This is a genomic window from Methylomagnum ishizawai (genome assembly GCF_019670005.1).
Classification (GTDB): Bacteria; Pseudomonadota; Gammaproteobacteria; order Methylococcales; family Methylococcaceae; genus Methylomagnum; species Methylomagnum ishizawai.
Genome location: NZ_AP019783.1, coordinates 463,387 through 480,592 on the forward strand (window position 1 = coordinate 463,387; position 17,206 = coordinate 480,592).

Here is a 17,206-nt window from a genome sequence, read left to right on the forward strand (position 1 = left end):
TGGGCCATGGCGTGTGGCCGGGTCCGCCACGGGATGGGAGGGCGATGCGAGTGGTCAAGCTGATCGGGATACTGGCCCTGGGATGGGCCCTGGGCGGAACCGCCTGGGCCCGCGGTGGCGGTGGAGGCCATGGCGGCGGGGGTCATTATGGCGGGGGACACTGGGGCGGTGGATATCGCGGTGGCGGCTATTGGGGCCATGGCTATTATGGCGGTCGTCCATTCCGTGGGTATTCCAGCTTCGGGTTTTACTTCGGGCCGGGCTGGGGCTGGCCGTACCCTGGGCCGTATTATTATCCCTATTACGCCTATCCCCCGGCGATAGTCGCGGTGCCCGCCGAGCCGCCGGTCTATATCGAGCGCGGCGCCGCCGGGAGCGCCGGTCCGCGGCCTTGGCATTATTGCCCGGACCCGCCGGGCTACGCGCCCTATGTCAAGGATTGCCCGGCGGGCTGGCAGGCCATCGCGCCCGCGCCCATGGGACAGGAGCCGGGTTATTGGTATCGCTGCGACGATCCACGCGGGCGTTATCCTTATGTCCGCGACTGTCCTTCCGGTTGGCGCAAGGCCATCCCGGAACCCGCCGCCACGAACCCCGCCCCCAATCCCAACCCGATGGAGCCTCCATGAACCCGCCGTCCCGCGCCCTGCCTTGGATCGTCCTCCCGCTGCTGGGAGCCTGCGCCACCACGCCCAGCGGGCCCAGCGTCCTGGTGCTGCCGGGCACCGGCAAGGGTTTCGAGCAATTCCGGGGCGATGATTATCAGTGCCGCCAGTTCGCCCTGTTCCAGACCGGCGGCAAGACCGCTTCCCAGGCCGCGCTGGCGAGTGGCGTCGGGGCGGCGGTGATAGGTACGGCGGTGGGGGCCGCCGCGGGCGCGGCCATCGGCGGCGGACAAGGGGCGGCGGTCGGTTCCGGCGTGGGTTTGGCGACCGGCACCCTGGCCGGGACCGGCACGGCCCAGGCCGCCGGGGAGGATGCCCAGGAGCGCTACGATATCGGCTATATCCAATGCATGTACGCCAAGGGGCACCGCGTGCCCGTGCCCGGCCATATCTTGTACGAGGACCGGCAAAGCACTTATCCGCCGCCGCCCGATACCGCCCCGGCGGCAGTCCAGCCGCCGCCCCCTTCCCCTTGATCCCCGCTTAAAATCCACCGGTTTCCATCGGCCTGGAGCCCAAAGCTCGCTTTGGAGGGCCGGGGAGATATCCAAAGGCTGTATTCATGCCCACCCTTCGCGGGTCATCCCGGTGGGTACGGAATACGCGCCCACCCTACCAATAATGTGAAAACATCCGCCATGACAACACCCGGAGGAATCCCGCCATGCGCCTGTTATTGGCCGAAGACGATCCCATGATCGGCAAGAGCGTCCAGATCGGACTCAAGAAAGAAGCCTACGCCGTGGACTGGGTGCGGGACGGCATCGCCGCCGAACTGGCCCTGGGCAACGATGTGTACGATTTGCTGCTGTTGGATTTGGGCCTGCCGCGCAAGAGCGGCCTGGAGGTGCTGGCGGGACTCCGGGCCAAGAAGAACACCCTCCCGGTCCTGATCCTCACCGCCCGCGACGCCGTGGCCGACCGGGTCAAGGGTTTGGACGGCGGGGCCGATGATTATCTGGTCAAGCCCTTCGACCTGGACGAACTCACCGCCCGCATCCGGGCCTTGCTGCGCCGCCGGGGCGGACGCGCCGAGCCGGTGATCGAGCATGGGGCTTTGCGGGTGAATCCGGTCAGCCATGAAGTGAGCCTGGACGGCCAGCCCATCGCGCTCTCGGCCCGCGAATTCGCCTTGCTCAGCGCCTTGCTGGAACGCCCTGGGGTGCCCTTGTCGCGGAAGCAATTGGAGGACCGCATCTACGGCTGGGGCGAGGAAATCGAGAGCAACGCCGTGGAGGTCTATATCCACGCCCTGCGCCGCAAGCTGGGGCCGGATTGGGTGCGGAACGTGCGCGGCGTGGGTTATTTGTTGCCGAACCAGCCATGAAATCGATCCGCCGCAAACTCATCGCCACCTTGCTGGGGGCGATCATCACCGCCTTGTTGCTGGGGGCTTCGGCGATTTATTTCACGGCCCGCGAGGAGGCGGGGGCTTTGTTCGATTACCACTTGCGCCAAATCGCCTTGTCGCTGCGCAATCCGGCCTTCGGCGCGGTATGGATGCCGCCGGTGGACGCCGACGAGGAGGACTTCGATTTCGTCATCCAGGTGTGGGACGCGACCGGGGTGCGCCTTTATTACTCGCAGCCGCATGTGGAATTGCCCGGTTTCATGGACGGGGGCTATGCCACGGTAGAGACCCGCGAGGGCGCTTGGCGGGTGTTCGCCATCCGTTCGCGCAGCCAGGTGATCCAGGTGGCCCAGCCGATGCGGGTGCGCGACCACATGGCTTTGGAGGCGGCGTTGCGGGTGTTGTTGCCCTTGCTGTTGTTGCTGCCGGTGCTGAGCGCGGCGATTTGGGTGTTGGTGAGCCGGGGTTTGGAGCCTTTGAACCGGCTGGCCCGCGCCGTCGCCACCCGCACGCCCAAGGCGTTGGACCCCTTGCCCGAGGCGCAAGCCCCGCAGGAGGCCCGGCCCTTGGTGCGTTCGCTCAACGATTTGCTGGTGCGGCTGGGCGATGCCTTGGCGGCGCAGCAAGCCTTCATCGCCGACGCCGCCCACGAACTGCGCACACCCATCGCCGCCTTGCAACTCCAGGCGCAATTGGTCGAGCGGGCCGAGACCGAGGAGGACCGCCGCGCCGCGCTGGACGATCTCAAGGCCGGGGTGGGGCGGGCGGTGCAGCAATTGCTGACCCTGGCCCGCCAAGACCCGGACCTCGCGGCCAAGCCGTTCGAGCCGGTGTTGCTGGGCGAACTGGCGCGGCAGGTGGTGGCGGAGCATCTGCCCTTGGCGGAGGCCAAGCATATCGATCTGGGCGTGGTCGCCACCGACGATGGCTTGAAGGTGCAGGGCGATCCCGCCGCCTTGCGGGTGTTGGTGGCGAACCTGGTCGAGAACGGCTTGCGCTATACCCCGGAGGGCGGGCGGGTGGATTTGTCGGTGTGGCGGGCGGAAGGTCGGCCCCTCCTGGAGGTGCGCGATACCGGACCCGGCATTGCCGAGGCGGACCGGGCGCGGGTGTTCGACCGTTTTTATCGGGGGGAGGCGACCCACGAGCCGGGCACCGGGCTGGGCTTGTCCATCGTCAAGACCATCGCCGACCGGCATGGGGCGCGGGTGGGGCTGGAGAACGGGGCGGGCGGGGGGCTGCGGGTGCGGGTGGTGTTCGCTGCCTGAGGCCGGGGTGTGGCTTCACGGCTTGCGGGTGGAAGCGCGGCGATTGTATCCCAGGCTGGCGACAGTGGCATCCGGTGGTTTGCGGGCGATAAAAAACCCGCCATCGGGGGGATGGCGGGTTTTGTGTTCTTGCGGTTATTGGCAAGCGGTGGAGCAAAGGGTAGTTGGATTGGGGCAGGGGTACTTTGGAGTAGTCCCTACATACTGGCAAGGTTTGAGATTGCCGCTGCTATCAGAGCAAGATTTGGTGCAAGCCGCCGCTGCCGCCGCTTCCTGATTGATCTTCAATTGTGTACCAGCAGCACGATCAAGGCTCTGCGGCAGTCCATCCGGGGTCGTGGCTTGCGGTTCCGCCGCTTGGGCGGAAAGGGTGGCTAGCGCCAGCGTGGCACCAAGTAGCGCGGAAACGAGGCCATGGCGTAAAGCGCGGCTCAACATGGGTGTTCTCCTGTCGTGGTGGGGGATCGGGGCGTGGGTGGCGCTTCCCCGGCGGAGGGTGGAAGCGCGGCGATTGTATCCCAGGTTGGCGACAGTGGCATCCGGTGGTTTGCGGGCGATAAAAAACCCGCCACGGTGGGCGGGTTTTATCGGAGGGCTGGGCTTAAAAGCAGGCACCCGAGCAAATGTTGTTCGGGCTGGTGCAGGTATACATTGGGATATTGTTTACATTTTTGCAGCTTTGATAGTTGCCGGATATATCGATGCAACGTTTGGTGCATGCGGCGGCAGTCTTGGCTGCCGATGTGTCGGTGGCTGTGCTGGTTGGTTCAGTGGTAGTTTGCGTGGTGGTGGATTCCGATGCGGGTGTAGTAGTTGCGGTTTCCTGGGCCGGGAGGTCGGCGGTGGCGAACATCAGGACCGATCCCAGCAGGGCTGGGATCAGGCCGAAAGGGAGGGTTCGGTTACGCATATTGTTGTTCTCCTAGGTCGTGTGGTTATCGTTGTGAGAGTGGCGGTTTCACCGCGACCCTGCTGTATTGATCGCCGACCTTGGCCCCGTCCGGTTCAGAGCGCCAGCGTGAAGCGGGCGAATACAGTGAACTCGGGCGGGAAAGGCAGGAACGCCGGGATGCCGCCGATCTGCGGTGGCCTGCGGTCCTGCAATCCTTCGTAGTGGTAGTTGCGGTCCAGGAGGTTCTGGAACTGGATTTCGGCCAAGCCCCAGCGGTTGGGTAAGCGATAGCCTAGCCCCAGGTCCAGGAATGGCACATCCTCGCTTTGCCAGCCCCCCGGCAGGTCCACATCCTGGTGGAAATACGTAGCCTTGAGGTTCGTATAGAGTCCCGAAGGATCGAAATACGAGATGGTCAAGGGCAGGGTTTGGGTGCGGGTATTTAATGCGGCTGAGCCGCTCGAATTGTCGAATTGTTCACGGAAATATTCAAGGCTGGTGTTCCAACGTGAATGTGGCGTCCACAAAAGATAGGCCCGGTATTGGGTCTCCCGCCAATGTGATTCGGTTAAGTCGCTCGGTAAGGCGAGTTCCCGCCGGGAGAATTCCACGCCGCCCAAGACATCGAGATTAAAGCGCTGATCCAGCCCTAGCCCCCAGCGGGTGGCGTCGGTGCCGTTCAAGTCATCAAAAAATTGATTGAAACCCGCAACTTGGGTGGGTTCCAGGGTTTGGCCGGTGAGCAGATTGCGTTTCATGGTGCGGAACGCCGCCATGCGTAGCACAGTGTCGGGCGAGATATTCCACAGCAGGCCGAATTTGGGATTGACCTGGGCAGTGGTCGGTGCCGATCCGTTATCAAGGGCATCGACGCTGAGTCCCAAGGTCCAGTTCATCTGTTGAGGATAGCGGATGTGGGTGTAGAGATAACCATTACCTTGAGAGGTGCTGTTCGCGCTACCGACCGGCCTTATTTTGAGCTGGGAGGTGGTGTCGAGCTGATAATAACCGCCGCCTAAAATGGCCTTCACGTTTTCATAGCGCTGAATATATTGCGCCTCGCCGGTATCGCCATGGTTATGAGTAAGCTGATCGAAGTTGCTGTTACTTAAGTACCCCTCGGTGGCCGACCGGTCCAGATGGATATAGGACGCCAGGAAATCGCCATGCTCGGAAGGATTGGCGTGCAGGCCAAAGCGGTAGGTATCGGTTTCGGAAGCCTGCTTGTAGTTGTCGATGACGAATTGCTGGAACGCATCCGGCGCGAAGCGCGAATCCAAATCCCCCCGGCCCACCTCCTGATGCCGATACTCCGCCTGCACATTCAGCCAAGGCGTCACCCGCCCCTGGACGAAGGCGTTGTAGAGGTTGGAATTGATATTGTTGTTGGGCCTAAAGCCTTGGGTCTGGTAATGGAACTGCCCCAGGCTATAGGAAAAATCGTCCCACAGCCCGGTATGCACCACCTCGTCGCTATAGGTGTCGTTGCTGCCCACCATCCCCGACGCCAACAGGCTGAAACGGTTGCGCTGGAACAGCGGGTTGAACTCCTGTAGCGAAAGGTCCGCCGGACCCAAACCCCCCAGCAGGAACACCGAGCTTTCCGCCAACAAAGGCTGCACCGGCGTGATATTGATCGGCTGCAACAACTGCGATTGCAGCAACTCGCTGACCCGCGCTATATCGCTGCGCGGCAGGGCGAAATAGGTGTCCGACAACAGCCGGTGCGAGGTGTAGTCGGTGGGGTCGTCCTCCAAGGCCTTCCAACCCTCGATCCAGGCGCGGGGCTGGAAGCCCAGTTGCCCGTAAATCCGCCCCAGGGCCGCGCCCCGCGCCGCCAAATCCTCGTCCAAGGCCAGCTTGGAACGGTACACCGCCCGGTTGCCGTTCAACTTCATCGACCGCTGCAAATCGTGCAGCGCCTCCACCGGACGGTTCACCGTCTGCTTCATGATGGCGTTGTAATACCAAGGCGTCGGATCGTTGGGGTCGAAGCGCTCGGCCAAATCGAATTGCTTCTCCGCCACCTTGCCGCGCTTCTGCTCGTAATACGCCTTGCCCAGATAGCTGCGGATCAAGGAATCGCCGGGATCGAGGCTGGCGGCGATTTCCATATCCGCCGTGCCCTCCGCCAAATCGCCCTCCCGGATCAGCGCCAAGCCCCGCCCCAGCCGCGCCATGGGATCGGCGGGATTCAAACGGGCGGCTTCCTCGAAGCTGGACTTCCCGGCGTCCAGGTCGCCCCGCCGCAATTCCGCGAAACCGCGCACCACCCAGGGCCGGGATTGCCCCCCGTCCAGGCGGGTGGCGAGTTCCGCTGCGGCCTGGGCTTCGGTCCAACGGTCCAGCGAAGCCAACAACGTGGCCCGGCGCGACTGGACCAAGGCGTTGTCGGGGCTGATCGCGGCGGCGCGTTCGGCGGCGGCCAGGGCGGCCTCCAGGTCGAACCCGGCTTGCAAGGCATAGGACCGCGCCAACCAGCCATAGGTGGATTGGGCGTCGGCGGCCAGGGCGGCATCGGCCAGCTTGAGCGCCTCGGCCTTGTGGTTGCGGGCCAGGGCGATGACCGAACGCAGCGCGGTGAAACTGGCCGGCACCGGCTTGCCCCTGGGCGCGGCCAGCAACGGCTCGGCCTCGTCCACCCGTCCCACGCTCAACAACACACCGGCCAGGGCGGCGGTGGTGTCGGGGTCGCGCTGGGCGGGCGGGATTTGCTGCAACCGCGCCAGGGCGTCGGCGACGCGGCCCTCGGCATAGCTCCGCGCCGCCCCGGCCAGGGCGGGCTGGCGGGCGTGCGCCAGGCTGGCGGCGTCCAGCAAGGGCGGGAAATACAAGGCCCATTGCACCGCATCCTCGGGATGGGCGGTCAGGCTGGCCTGGGGCGCTTGCCCGGCGTGGGCGATGGCGCTCTGGCCGTCGGTCACTGTCACCTTGCCCTGCGGGTTGGAGGCTTCCACCTCGCCCTCGATCACCATCACCTCGCCCCGGTCCGGTTCGGCGCTGACCAGGAACTCGGTGCCCTTGATGGTGGCGTTGATGAAATGGCTATGGATATCCAACGACCGCGGCGTGCGGCTGCGGGCGAACAGCGTGCCCGCGATCAATTCCACCCAGGACGGTTTCTCGGCCTCGACCGTGCGGAAAACCAAGGTGCTGCGCTGGTCCAGGGTCATGTAGGTCTGGTTGGCGAGTTGCAGGGAGGCGCGGCTCTGGGTCTGGGTGCGGATTTTGTCGCCGGCACAGAAGCGCTGGTCCACCACCACCGGCTGCCAGTGTCCGGTATCGGTATGGACCTCGACCTGGCCCTCGGCGGAAGCCAGCCGCGCCGCCCAGTCCGAACAGGTCTGGGCCTCCGCCGTGGCCGTGCAGGCCAGGGCCAAAACCAAGCAGGACAGTACGGCCCGGTGCGATGCCGGGCCATCGGTCGTGGCCGGGCGACGCCGCCGGGCCGGGGAGTGGATACGGGCCATGTTGGGATTCCTGCTTATTTTTTATGGTTGAACAGTTCCGCCGGTGGAGGCTTCTCGACCGCGATGCCAGGAGTATCGCTTCCTTGGGGCGGTTCCGCCAGATAGCTTTGGCAAGTCTTGTAATAAAAGCGGGTCGGTCCATCGTCGGGAAAGTGCAGGTTCAACAGGGTGAACGCCGCATGGGCCTCCTGCCAGCGGTCTTCGTTAAACAGGGCCAGCGCATCGGCGAAACGCTGGCGCAATTCGGGACAGGGTCCGGCCTCGGGGTCGGTGATCAATTCCGCCACCGAGATCGGCTTGGATTTCCCCGGCAACAGGAACGCGCCCAGGGGGCGGACGCCCGCGTCCGGCAAATCCTCCAGGGTTCGCTCCGACACCAGGCTGTGGGTGCCCAGCAGCTTGTTGAGCCCTTCCAAGCGGGCGGCGGTGTTCACCGTGTCGCCGACGGCGCGGATCTCGCCGCGCTCGGCGGTGCCGACATAGCCGATGCGCAGTTCGCCGTAATGGATGCCGAGGCGGACCGGGAACACCAGTTCGTGGGTTTTCTCGAAGCGGCGCACGGCGAGGCGGATTGCGCTGGCGGCGGCCAGGGCGTTGGCGCGGGCTTCCTGGGCGCCGGGGTCGTCGTCGCGGGCGATCCAGATCGCCAGCATGGCATCGCCCACCACGTCCGACACCCAGCCGCCATGGCGGGTGACCGGCTCGAACAGGGCGGCGTAATAGGCGTTCATCAGCCGGGCCAGGGCCATGGGTTCCAAGGTCTCGGCCAAGGCGGTGTAGCGCCCGGCGTCGGTGGCGAGGCAGATGCCCTGGGCCATGCGGCCATAGTTGGGCAGGGTCGCGCTATCCTCGTGTCGGCTCAGTTGGCTGAACACATCCACCGGGATGAAGCGGTGGATCACCGATTGCATGGCGCGTTCGCGCTCGGCCCGGCGCACATAGTTGAGCCAGCCCCAGGTCAACAGCGCGATGGGCAATTGCAACCCCAGCGGCGCGACCAACGGCAGCCAATCCCCCCGCAGCCCGAACAGGGCGCAGGCGGCGGCGAGATAAAGCCCGCCCAGGCCCAGGATCAGGGCGAATCCCCGCGCCGCGCTCCGCCGCATCGCGCACAAACCCAAGACCCCGCCCCAGAACAACAGCCACAAGCCCTCGCCGACCGGGGAGAAGGCCGGGCGCACCCATTTGTCCTCCAACAGGTTCGCCAGCGCGGTCGCCGCCAGTTCCACCGAGCTGATGGCCGAGAACGGCGTGTAGAACAGCCCCTCGGTGGATTCCGGCTGGAAATCCTCCAGATAGCCCACCAGGACGATCTTGCCCGCCAGCGCGGCCAGGGTGGATTCCGGCGGGTCGCCCACCCAATCCTGGTAGGACAGGATGGGGAAGCTATGCGAGGGGCCGTAATGGTTGAAATAGCGCACCTCCCCGCCCGCCAGCACCCCGGCCCAAGACCGCAGCAAGCGCCGGGTGGCGGCGGGGAAGCGGCTGTTCAACAGGGCTTGTTCCAGGCTGGCTTCGAGTCCGGGGCGGGCGCGGAGTTGTTCGATCAGCAGGCGGAGGGTGGGTTCGAACTCCTTGGGGCGGGTCTGGCAGGGCGGGGATTGGGCGGCGATCCGGGCCAATTCGGGATCGGCGGACCCGAGCCAAGCGCCCAGCTCGGCGCAATGGGTGCGTTGGATATAGGCCAGCATCAACAGCGTGGGCAGGGTGGCCCGCCGTTCCTCGTCGCCGAAGAAGGTGAGGAAGGCGCTGGACGCGCTGAGGGTGTCGCGGGGCAGCAGGAAGGGCGCGGTGGCGAGCGCCGCGTCGGCCAGTTCGGGGGTGGGTTCCACCAGCGATTCGACATAAAGCCCCGAGCGCAATTGGCGCGGCTTGACATAATCGGTCAGCACCGTCCGGCCCAGGCCGCGCATGGCTTCGGCCATGGCCCGGTCGGCCCCCGGATCGGCGGAGGCGTTGGCGAAGAAGATATTGAAAGCCAGCAATTCGGCCTGGCCGCGCTGGGCGTTGCGGAGGATATTGGCGTGCAGGTGGCGCGGCCAATTATGGGGGTCGTCGGGGGCTTGCAGGCGCTGGGCGGATTCGTGGTCGATGCCGAGGATGGCGACCTCGCCCGGCGGGCTGGCGGGACCGCGCAGCGCGTACAGGAGTCCGAGCCCGATGCCTTCTTCCAGCGGTCCCCGCAACGGCGACAGGCTGAATAGCGCCCCGCCCAGGGCGGTCAGCAAGGGGAGCCAGCCCAATTGGAATTGCGGCCGGGTCCGCCGCTTGCGCCCGGTCATGGCGGCATGGCCCCCGCGGGCGGTGGACGCCGTCCTGGCGGCGTATGCGTGGATGGCACGGTGGTCTCAGCCTCTGACGAAACGATGGGGGAGATGGGCGCGGTTGTATCCGTATGTAGCCTGGGCCGGGCGCTGGCCGGAGTTACGCCGCGGGTTTACTTATTGATTTTATTGGATTCCGGGGGGAATTGGCTGTTGCAGGCGGCAGGGTAGTATAGTTTCCCGCCAGGGTAAACCGATAGTGGCGGTACGATGTATCGATCTGTATCTTCATCGCCATGGAGGCCGCGGCCGGGGGGGCCGGGGGGGGCGGGCCGCCTTGGCATGGTGATTCCTCCGCCTTGCCAAATCGCCCCCCATGTTTTAGCTTAGCCGACACCCGTAAGGCTAGGGGTGCTCCGCCGTGTACCGGGCGGGGCTGAGACACACCCTTCGAACCTGAACCGGCTAATACCGGCGTAGGGAAGCCAGTCACAGGGCCGGGGTTGCCAGTCCCCGCCAGCCCGTCCCCGACCGCTTCTCCTGCGTCCCCCGTCCCTCGATCCAGGAGAATGCCCGCGATGAACGCTCTCGCACACGAACTTCCGCATCTGGCCGTCGCCGCCAAGCGCGCCTCCATCCAGCCCTTCGCCGCTTCGGAAAAGGTCTACGTCCAGGGCAGCCGCCCGGATATCCGCGTGCCCATGCGCAAGATCACCCAGTCCGACACGCCCACCGGCTTCGGCGCGGAACAGAACCCGCCGTTGCACGTCTACGACACTTCCGGTCCCTACACCGACCCGGAGGTCCAAATCGACCTGAGGCAGGGACTCCCGGCGCTGCGGGCGGGTTGGATCGCCGAGCGTGGCGATACCGAGGCATTGTCCGGGCCGAGTTCCGCCTATGGCCGCCAGCGCCAGTCGGATCAAGCGCTGGCCGGACTCCGCTTCGAGCATATCCAGCCGCCGCGCCGGGCTAGGCCGGGGGCCAATGTGACCCAGATGCACTATGCCCGCCGGGGCATCGTCACCCCGGAAATGGAATTCATCGCCATCCGCGAGAACCAGAAGCTGGAAGCCCTGGCCGAGATGTACCGGTTCCAGCATCCCGGCGAAGCCTTCGGCGCGGCCATCCCCAAGATCATCACGCCGGAATTCGTGCGCGACGAGGTGGCGCGGGGCCGGGCCATCATCCCGGCCAATATCAACCACCCGGAATCCGAGCCGATGATCATTGGCCGCAACTTCCTGGTGAAGATCAATTGCAACCTGGGCAATTCCGCCGTGACTTCCTCCATCGAGGAAGAAGTGGAAAAAATGCTGTGGTCGATCCGCTGGGGCGGCGATACCGTGATGGACCTCTCCACCGGCAAGAACATCCACGAAACCCGCGAGTGGATCATCCGCAATTCCCCGGTACCCATCGGCACGGTGCCGATCTACCAAGCCCTGGAAAAGGTCAATGGCAAGGCCGAGGAACTGACCTGGGAAATCTTCCGCGATACCTTGATCGAGCAGGCCGAGCAGGGCGTCGATTACTTCACCATCCACGCCGGAATCCGCCTGCCGTTCATCCCGCTGACCGCCAAGCGCGTCACCGGCATCGTCAGCCGGGGCGGTTCCATCATGGCGAAATGGTGCCTGGCCCATCATAAGGAGAGCTTCCTCTACACCCATTTCGAGGACATCTGCGAAATCATGAAGGCTTACGATGTGAGCTTCAGCCTGGGCGATGGCCTGCGTCCCGGCTCCATCGCCGACGCCAACGACGAGGCCCAGTTCGCCGAACTCAAGACCCTGGGCGAACTCACCGAAATCGCCTGGAAGCACGATGTCCAGGTCATGATCGAAGGACCGGGCCATGTGCCGATGCACATGATCAAGGAGAACATGGACAAGCAACTGGAACTGTGCCACGAAGCGCCGTTCTACACCCTCGGGCCGCTGACCACGGATATCGCGCCCGGCTACGACCACATCACCTCCGCCATCGGCGCGGCCATGATCGGCTGGTTCGGCACCGCCATGCTGTGCTACGTGACGCCCAAGGAACATCTGGGCCTCCCCAACAAGCAGGATGTGCGCGATGGCATCGTCGCCTACAAGATCGCCGCCCACGCCGCCGACCTGGGCAAGGGCCATCCGGGGGCGCAGTCCCGCGACAACGCGCTGTCGAAAGCCCGCTTCGAGTTCCGCTGGGCCGACCAGTTCAACCTGAGCCTCGATCCCGAGAAGGCGGTCGAATTCCACGACGAGACCCTGCCGCAGGAGGGCGCGAAGCTGGCGCATTTCTGCTCGATGTGCGGCCCGCATTTCTGCTCGATGAAGATCACCCAGGATGTGCGTGAATACGCCAAGACCCATGGCGTGGACGAGGCGCAGGCTTTGGCGGCGGGCATGGAGGAGAAGGCCGGGGAGTTCGTGAAGGCGGGGGCGGAGATTTATCGGAAGGCTTGATTAAAAAGCGGGGGATGCTATGACGGTGGGGGAAAATTTCGCCGATGCCGCATTACTGAAGACGGAAAGCAGAGTAGAAAATGCCGATCAATTTTATGGCTTATCTGCTGAATGCGCCGTTAAGTCGGCATTGGTTCTTCTACCGGCATTCTCCGCGGATTCAAGGCTTGATGAGTCCTATAGGAAGCATGTCAATGTGCTTTGGAACCACATCAACCTGCAAAGCTTGCAAAGGGCTTATCCAAGTTTGGTGGATTTGCTTGATAAGAATAATCCTTTCGAGGATTGGTCTGTGGATCAGAGGTATTGTGCGGATGGTTATCTTTCCGCACAAACCATGGAAAATCATCGGAATGCCGCCCGGCGTTTATTGGGTGCCGTGGGGTTAAGTGGGGTCCGCAAATGATAGCGCCAAAGTTCGATTCGATTCTTCTAGACACGTTGCGTATCTTAGGGCAACAGTTTGGTGATTCACCACCAGAAACCACATTGATTAGGGATGCTTTGGGTAAGCTGGTTGTGACGATTCCCGATAATGCCATGAGTGATTCTGCCGAATGGGACGCCTTGGCGGACGAATTGCATCGGGCTTTGGGGATTTATAGTCCCGGAAGCAAACGTATTTTGCTTAGGCATAGCGATTTGGTAGTGCCAGAGGATATTTTGGATTCCCCGGATCGCGTCCGCTTTCCCGATGCTTCCAAAACATGGCTGATAGATCGTTTGCAGACCAATCAAGATTGGTTGCGCAAACCCCTCGTTGAACAGCCACCCTTGCCCGCGGCGGTGGCTTTCAGTATTAAAGGCGGTGTGGGCAGGACAACGGCGTTCGCATTATGGGCTTGGTATTTGGCCAAGCAAAGTAAAAACGTCGTTCTGGTGGATTTGGAAGCGCCCGGAGTCGCCGGGGTATTGCTGGACGAGGACCATATGCCGGATTACGGCTTGGTCGATTGGCTGGTGGAATGCTTGGTCGGCCAGCCCAATGAAGCCTTGCTCAGGGAATGCATGGTGGATTGTGCTTTAAGCAATGATGAGCCGGGACGGATACGTGTCTTACCGGCTTTCGGTAGAAAAACCCAGGATTATGTGAATAAATTGGGCCGGATTTATATGCCCACCTTCCGGGCGGAAACCGGGGAGTTTTCAGGATTGGCCGAGCGGCTGCTGATCCTGTTGCAGCAATTGGCTGGTTTATTCGATAAGCCCGACGCGGTGTTATTGGATGCCCGTGCGGGCTTGCATGATATTGGGTCCGCCGCTGTGACCCGGCTAGGCGCTAAAGTATTTTTGTTTGCGCGGGATGAGTATCAGAGTTGGCAAGCATATAAAAAGCTATTCCAGCATTTAAGGATGGCGCAAAGTGTCGAATGGGGGATGCCTGAAAATGACTTGCGCTGGCGTTTAAGCATGGTGGCCGCGCAAACCGAATCGACCGATGCCGCGAGGCTGCGGTTTGTCGAGCGCTCCTATGAAACTTGGCAGGAGTTTTATGATACAGACGAAATAGAGGAAGAGGAGAAGAAAAAACTTGGACGCGAGCCACAGCTTTTTAACCCGGAAGATACTGGCCCGCATCAACCCGCGTTTATCGGATTCGATCCAAGAGTCAGGTCTTTCGATTTGATTGATTCCCAAGCACGGCCTTCCTGGCAGGCGGTGGAGCAGGCTTTTGGTAAATTTTTTCCAAATGCCACCACGCGATTATTGCAAAACAATTTGGCGCAGGAAACCATTTGAATATGATACGTTCCTTGCTTCAGTTTGATGCCAATACCTTCCGTCAAGCGCTTATAAATTTACCGCCGACACAGGCTAAAGAAACCCTTGATGCGCCTCAATTGTCTGAAATTTATGTGCCACCAAAACATGGCAAAGCGTTGTCACCGGAATATAATATTGTTGTGGGGATGCGCGGTGCCGGAAAGAGCTTTTGGACTGCGGTATTGAATGACGAAAAAACTCATAGATTTGTTGCTGATGCCGCTAGAGTTCAAGGTCTTGCAAATATCGTGGTGCGCGTGGGCTTTGGTTTGGACCCGAGCGACAAGGATTTTCCTAATCGTGCCAGCATAGAGTCATTGTTGAGTCGCAATTATAGACCCGATGCGATATGGCAAGCGGTTTTGCTTAGGCATGCGCTTATTTATTTGAATAGGGATTTACCTTTCAATACAGGGTGGGAGGCTGCGGTCAGTTGGGTTGAAACTCATTCCGGCGAGGTCGATAAATACTTGGCGGAATGTGACCAGGCACTTCAAGAACAGGGTAAAGTGCTGTTGTTGTTTGATTCTTTGGATCGCCTCGCCGATGACTGGAAGAAAATTCGTGGCATATTATCCGCCGCTCTGAAACTTTGTCTTGAATGCCGCTCTCGCCGGGCTATCCGCTTTAAATTTTTTCTGCGCCCGGATATGGTTGAGGAGAATGATGATATATGGAGCTTTGCCGATAGCTCTAAACTTCTACATGCAAAACCAGAGCTTGAATGGCGCCCTAATGACTTGTATGGCGTAATTTTTTTGCATTTAGCTAATTCGGTTATTGTGGGCGAGGAGTTCCGTAATATTCTTAGTCAAAAAACCAGCGTGCAATGGCAAATTATGGATGGTGCTTATTTATTTCCTAGGAATATAGACGAAGAATTGATAAGGGGTATAGTTGAGGCAATTACCGGGCCTTGGATGGGTGCCAGCGCTAAAAAGGGCTATACCTATACTTGGATTCCTGTGCATTTGTCAGATGCCAAACGGCGCTTAAGTCCTAGAAGTATTTTGCTAGCCTTCAAGGAAGCCGCTGAATGGACCGATGCAAACCGGCCAAACCATAATTTGGCGTTGCATTACGAAGGAGTACAGCAAGGTGTAGTAAAAGCCTCGGAAATCAGGGTTCGTGAACTCAAAGAAGATTATCCTTGGGTCGAGCCATTGCTTCGGGCTTTAAAGGGTTCGGCAGTTCCATTGACTTTTGATGAATTGCGGGAAAAGTGGACGGAAGCTTGTGTCCAAGAATCATTGGATGCTGCCAGCACTAACCAAAGGCTGCCTCCCCGCCGTTATAGCAATGATCCTAGTCCCGGTCGCAAACTCGATTCTTTGGTTGACGATCTCGTTGAACTCGCCGTCCTCTACCGCACCGAGGACAAGCGTTACAACATGCCCGACATTTTCCGCGTTGGCTTCGGTATCAAGCGCAAAGGCGGCGTCAGGCCACCGCGGTGATTTCCCGCGCGCCTCCCGTCGTGCCTAAGTGTCCCGGACCACGGATCGTGCTATGTTCGGGCCTTTACCGGATTCATGGTCAACAGGAGGTTCCCCATGGACGACACCCGCACAATCCCTTCGCAACCGGCCTTGATCGCCCCCGTCCACCGGGAGATCGAGGCTTATCTCGCCGACCTCGCCCAATCCACCGACACTCCGACCCTGATCGGGATGGAAAGCCTCGCCATCCGCCAGAGCTTCCCCATCGTGGGACGCTTGTGCGGGGTGTTCCTCAAGACCCTCGCGCTCGGCATCGCCGCCCGCCGGGTGTTCGAGTTCGGTAGCGGCTTCGGCTACTCGGCCCATTGGTTCGCCGTGGCGGTGGGACCGGAAGGCCGGGTGGTCTGTGCCGACAGCGATCCCGCCAATCTGCCGCTGGCCGAGCATTTCCTCAAGGAAGCGGGGCTGTGGGATCGGGTGGAATTCCGTATCGGGCAGGCCCAGGGCGTGTTCTGCTCGGTCGGGGGGGGAATTCGATATCTGCTACAACGACGCCGACAAGTGCGATTATCCCGATATCTGGCGCATGGCCCGCGAGCGGGTGCGGCCCGGTGGCTTCTATATCGCCGACAACGTGCTATGGCATGGCCGGGTGGCGCGGGAATGCCTGCCCGATGCGGTGCCCGGCTGGACCGAGGCCATCCGCGAGCATAACCGCTTGATCTTCACCGATTCCGGTTTCGACGCCTTCGTCAATCCCACCCGCGACGGCATGGTGGTGGCCCGCCGCAAAACCGGGTGATCCGCCCGGCGGGGCTATACTCGGAGGGACCGCCCGCCGGTTCGCGGGCGGGTTTGAACCAGTCCGGCCAGCCATCCGCGCCAGGGCGCGAGGGGTGCCAAAATGCTACAACCAAGACCACCGGGGCAGCGGTCCGCGCCGTATGGCGGCGATAGGGGCGATAGGGATGGCGAACGCACCGATTATCTCAAGGACCGCGAAGCCGATTTCCTGCTGATCGAATTCGGTAAACTCCAGGATGAAATCCTCAGCGCCACCCAGGAAAAATGGCGCTTGGAGCATACCGTCATCTTGCTCAATATCCTGCTGCTGGCCTTCGGCTATATCGCGCCGGCCCAGGTCGATCCGCATTATTTCGCCCTGCCGTTCGCCATCACCTTATTGGGCGGGATGCGGACCTTGATGCTATGGCTGCACTTGAAGCGGGCCGGAAATTATCTGACCAAGGTCGAGGAGGTGTTCGGCGTCCACCCCAAGCTGGGCTGGGAACTGCGCCTGGAAAAGCTCGACGAATCCCGGCCCTATACCCTGAGTTTGGTGGGGATGACCGTGGTGTTCTGGATGGGGCTGTTGGCGCTGACCTTGATCCTGGCGGTCGGCTACCACCTGGGGTATTGGCAGCCGGGCGCATGATCGGTGCTTGGCCGTGTGGCGCTCCGGCTTTTATGGGGTGCCGGGGGCGTCAGCGGACTTCGAGGCGCAGGGGCAGCGTGGACTCGCTGTCCTGGGACTCCATTTGCGCCAGCCGCTTGGCGTGGTGGGCGCAATAGGCCACCGAGCCGCCGGCGGTGGCGAGCAGCATCAGGGTCAAGCCGATTTCGACAGGGGTCATGGGTTT

14 protein-coding genes, 1 pseudogene and 1 riboswitch are annotated in these 17,206 nt (G+C 62.0%); of the genes and pseudogenes, 11 read left to right on the plus strand and 4 right to left on the minus strand.

Annotation, left to right across the window (positions count from 1 at the left end; all coding sequences use genetic code 11):
* Positions 1-44 precede the first annotated feature (44 nt).
* From K5658_RS02025 to K5658_RS02040, 4 genes are all read left to right on the plus strand, one after another.
* Complete coding sequence (locus K5658_RS02025) at positions 45-629, plus strand: hypothetical protein (RefSeq protein ID WP_221065328.1); 585 nt, start codon at positions 45-47, stop codon at positions 627-629.
* Complete coding sequence (locus tag K5658_RS02030; protein ID WP_221065329.1) at positions 626-1,141, plus strand: hypothetical protein; 516 nt, start codon at positions 626-628, stop codon at positions 1,139-1,141. Before K5658_RS02025 ends, K5658_RS02030 begins: the two co-directional genes overlap by 4 nt.
* A 188-nt stretch (positions 1,142-1,329) precedes the next feature.
* Positions 1,330-1,992, plus strand: a complete 663-nt coding sequence (locus K5658_RS02035; RefSeq protein ID WP_221065330.1) for a response regulator — start codon at positions 1,330-1,332, stop codon at positions 1,990-1,992.
* A complete protein-coding gene (locus tag K5658_RS02040; RefSeq protein ID WP_221065331.1) occupies positions 1,989-3,284 on the plus strand; it encodes an ATP-binding protein in 1,296 nt (431 codons plus the stop codon). Before K5658_RS02035 ends, K5658_RS02040 begins: the two co-directional genes overlap by 4 nt.
* Positions 3,285-3,885: 601 nt before the next feature.
* Here K5658_RS02040 and K5658_RS02045 read toward each other — a convergent pair.
* The 3 genes from K5658_RS02045 to K5658_RS02055 all read right to left on the minus strand — a co-directional run bounded on the left by K5658_RS02045 (position 3,886) and on the right by K5658_RS02055 (position 9,928).
* Complete coding sequence (locus tag K5658_RS02045; protein WP_221065332.1) at positions 3,886-4,194, minus strand: hypothetical protein; 309 nt, start codon at positions 4,192-4,194, stop codon at positions 3,886-3,888.
* Positions 4,195-4,289: 95 nt separating this feature from the next.
* Complete coding sequence (locus K5658_RS23890; RefSeq protein WP_221065333.1) at positions 4,290-7,646, minus strand: FecR domain-containing protein; 3,357 nt, start codon at positions 7,644-7,646, stop codon at positions 4,290-4,292.
* A gap of 14 nt (positions 7,647-7,660) precedes the next feature.
* Complete coding sequence (locus tag K5658_RS02055) at positions 7,661-9,928, minus strand: CHASE2 domain-containing protein (protein ID WP_221065334.1); 2,268 nt, start codon at positions 9,926-9,928, stop codon at positions 7,661-7,663.
* 379 nt (positions 9,929-10,307) lie between these two features.
* A riboswitch (TPP riboswitch) is annotated at positions 10,308-10,410 on the plus strand.
* Between the two features lie 78 nt (positions 10,411-10,488).
* On the opposite strand from K5658_RS02055, the gene thiC reads away from it, so the two are divergent.
* The 7 genes and pseudogenes from thiC (at position 10,489) to K5658_RS02085 (ending at position 17,001) form a co-directional block, all read left to right on the plus strand.
* A complete protein-coding gene (thiC, locus tag K5658_RS02060; protein ID WP_221065335.1) occupies positions 10,489-12,363 on the plus strand; it encodes a phosphomethylpyrimidine synthase ThiC in 1,875 nt (624 codons plus the stop codon).
* Positions 12,364-12,382: 19 nt separating this feature from the next.
* Entirely contained in the window at positions 12,383-12,769 is a 387-nt protein-coding gene (locus K5658_RS02065) for a hypothetical protein (protein WP_221065336.1), read from the plus strand.
* The gene (locus K5658_RS02070; RefSeq protein ID WP_221065337.1) at positions 12,766-14,103 is read left to right on the plus strand and encodes an AAA family ATPase; all 1,338 of its coding nucleotides are present in this window, start codon (positions 12,766-12,768) and stop codon (positions 14,101-14,103) included. The genes K5658_RS02065 and K5658_RS02070 overlap by 4 nt, the downstream gene beginning before the upstream one ends.
* A complete protein-coding gene (locus tag K5658_RS02075) occupies positions 14,100-15,584 on the plus strand; it encodes a hypothetical protein (protein ID WP_221065338.1) in 1,485 nt (494 codons plus the stop codon). Before K5658_RS02070 ends, K5658_RS02075 begins: the two co-directional genes overlap by 4 nt.
* 213 nt (positions 15,585-15,797) lie before the next feature.
* Positions 15,798-16,016: pseudogene (locus K5658_RS23895) on the plus strand (O-methyltransferase); the annotation flags it as partial.
* Positions 15,973-16,368: an O-methyltransferase gene (locus tag K5658_RS02080; RefSeq protein ID WP_281425977.1), complete on the plus strand. Its 396-nt coding sequence runs from the start codon at positions 15,973-15,975 to the stop codon at positions 16,366-16,368. The pseudogene K5658_RS23895 and the gene K5658_RS02080, both read left to right, overlap by 44 nt.
* A gap of 102 nt (positions 16,369-16,470) precedes the next feature.
* A complete protein-coding gene (locus tag K5658_RS02085) occupies positions 16,471-17,001 on the plus strand; it encodes a hypothetical protein (protein WP_221065339.1) in 531 nt (176 codons plus the stop codon).
* Between the two features lie 49 nt (positions 17,002-17,050).
* Here K5658_RS02085 and K5658_RS02090 read toward each other — a convergent pair whose 3' ends face one another.
* Entirely contained in the window at positions 17,051-17,200 is a 150-nt protein-coding gene (locus K5658_RS02090) for a hypothetical protein (protein WP_221065340.1), read from the minus strand.
* Positions 17,201-17,206: the final 6 nt, after the last annotated feature.